Source organism: Henriciella sp., assembly GCF_049649345.1.
Lineage (GTDB): Bacteria > Pseudomonadota > Alphaproteobacteria > Caulobacterales > Hyphomonadaceae > Henriciella.
In genome coordinates, this window is record NZ_JBARZC010000548.1 from 1 (window position 1) to 2,588 (window position 2,588).

Consider the following 2,588-nt stretch of genomic DNA (forward strand, 5'->3'; position numbering starts at 1 on the left):
GGCTGATCGATCCGGCCATGAAGATCGAGATAGAAGTGACCGCCTTTCGCGGGTGACCGCCACGTCAACTCTTGTACGCGGGGCGCCGTCGATTAAGGTCGTGCCTGAACTGAGAACAACAGATAACCGGGAGGAAGACATGATAGGTGTGGTTGCGAAACTGAAGATCGCTGACGGCAAGAATGCGGAGTTTGAAGAGATCGGCAAGGATCTCATGGCCAAAGTGAAAGCCAATGAAAGCGGCACGCTGACCTACCAGCTCTATCAGTCCAAATCGGACCCGCAGACCTATGTCTTCATGGAGCAGTATTCGGGCCAGGACGCGCTGAAGGCCCATGGCCAGACGGACTATTTCAAGGCGGCTGGTGCCAAGATGGGCGCTGTCCTCGCCGGGCGCCCTGACATCGAATATTTCGATATCGTCGAGTAGGGCCTGACGCGCTGAGGCGCGAGGCATCCGACATGGTCGAAACCGGAAAACCCAGCCTGGCAACGCGTCTCGCCTACGGTATTGGCGGGGCTGCGGGTGGGATCAAGAACAATGGCTTCGAATACGTCCTCCTGCTGTTCTACAGCCAGATCCTCGGCCTGTCGGCGGTGCTCGTCGCTGCGGCCTTGTGGATCGCGCTGCTGATCGATGCCTTTTCCGATCCGATCGTCGGATACTGGTCGGACAATCTCAGAACCAAATGGGGCAGGCGGCACCCGCTGATGTACACGGCCATGGTGCCGGTGGCGCTCGCCTATTTCTTCGTGTGGAACCCGCCTGCGGGCCTTTCCGGCATGAATCTGTTCGCCTGGCTGCTCGGTTTCACGATTGTCGTGCGCCTGATGTACACCTTCTTCGAGGTGCCAAGCACCGCGCTCGCGGCAGAGCTGTCGCAGGATTATGACGCGCGCACCTCGCTGATGTCGTTCCGCTATTTCTTTGCCTGGGTGGGCGGGCTGACGGTGCAGGTCATCCTGTTCTTCTTCCTGTTGCAGCCGAGTGAAGGCGACCCATCGGGCTTCTTTCATCTGCCGGGCTGGCACACTTATGGCCTGATCGGGGCCAGCTGCATTTTCGGGTCGATCGCGATCATGACCCTGGGCACGCATCGCCATATTCCGCACCTCAAGGCCCCGCCGCCCCTGCGCAAGCTGACGCCGCTTCGGGTGCTCGGCGAAATCTGGGAGACGGTGTCGAACCCGTCCTTCCGCGCGCTGTTCATCGCAACGCTGTTCGGCCTGCTGGCGAGCGGCATCTCCGCCACGCTGAACCAGTATATAAACGGGTTCTTCTGGGAATTTACCAGCGACCAGATTGGCGGGCTGACGGTCGCTGTCTACGTCTCGGCGGTTCTCGCTCTTGTCATCGCGCCGATGGTCGGGCGTATCTTCGGCAAGAAGCGGGCGGCTATCTATATCGGCTTTCTCGCATTCACCATTGCGCCGATGCCGGTCATCCTGCGCCAGTTCGGCCTGTTGCCACCGAACGGGACCGATCTGCTCTATATGATTGTGCTCTGCGTCACGGTCTTCGATCTGGCGCTCATCATTGCTTATCAGATGCTGGCCGCATCCATGGTCGCTGACATCGTCGAGCAGAACGAGCTTGCCACGGGTCGCCGGTCCGAAGGCATTTACTTTGCCGGCATCAGCTTCATGCGCAAGCTTGCCCAGGGGGTCGGCGTGCTGACCGCCTCTGGCATCCTGGCTGTCGCATCGATCACGCCCGGCATGCGCTCGTCCGATGCCAGCGATGAAGCCGTTCGCACGCTCGGCTGGGGCTATGCGCTCAGCCTGCTTGTGCTCTGGATGATCATGATGGTGTGCATCAGCTTCTACCGCATCAGCCGCGCCGACCATGAAGCCAATCTTGCCGCCCTCGCAGCGGGCGGGGCAGGGGCCGAGCAGGTCAAGCCTTAGACCGTGTCCAGCGCAGGTGTTGAAAGCGGCATCGAACGCACCTTTCCAAATTGTCATGTCTCGCCCGATTGCCCTCATTCCGGCGCCGCAATAGAGCCATTTTCATGATGCATTACAAAGCCATGACCCGACATGTTTCGAAACTGCTTATCGTAAGCGCGCTTGCAGTCCTGGCGCTGCTCGCTGTCGTCCTCAGCCCGCTTTTTCCGGCAGGTATGGCCGGCGCACAGGATAATTTCTTCAACCCCGACAAGCGCGTGCCGCAAAGCCGCGCCGAGGTCGAGTTGTCCTATGCGCCGCTGGTCAAGCAGGTCTCGCCGGCAGTGGTGAACGTCTACACACGCAAGACGGTTCGCCAGTCGGCCTCGCCCTTTGCCAATGACCCGATCTTCCGCGAATTCTTCGGCACACCGCGCGAGCGCGTTCAGAACTCGCTCGGCTCCGGCGTGATCGTCTCGGAGGATGGTGTCATCGTCACCAACAACCATGTGATCGCGGGCGCCGACGAATTCCTTGTCGTGCTGTCTGACAGGCGCGAATATGAGGCTGAACTCGTCCTCGCCGATGAGCGTAGCGACCTGGCAGTGCTCCGCATCGACGCAGAAGGCGAGACGCTGCCGACCGTCGACTATGCCGACACGCGTGACACCGAAGTCGGCGATATCGTGCTCGCCATCGGC

3 protein-coding genes are annotated in these 2,588 nt (G+C 60.4%); all 3 read left to right on the forward strand.

From position 1 onward, the window contains the following. Nucleotides 1–139 precede the first annotated feature (139 nt). Complete coding sequence (locus WA989_RS15150) at nucleotides 140–430, forward strand: putative quinol monooxygenase (RefSeq protein WP_424341317.1); 291 nt, start codon at nucleotides 140–142, stop codon at nucleotides 428–430. Between the two features lie 32 nt (nucleotides 431–462). Further along, nucleotides 463–1,908 carry an MFS transporter gene (locus tag WA989_RS15155; protein ID WP_424341318.1) on the forward strand — a complete coding sequence of 482 codons (1,446 nt, stop codon included), beginning with the start codon at nucleotides 463–465 and terminating at the stop codon, nucleotides 1,906–1,908. Nucleotides 1,909–2,012: 104 nt separating this feature from the next. After that, nucleotides 2,013–2,588 (forward strand): trypsin-like peptidase domain-containing protein (locus WA989_RS15160; protein WP_424341319.1); only part of this gene is annotated, 576 nt, incomplete at its 3' end.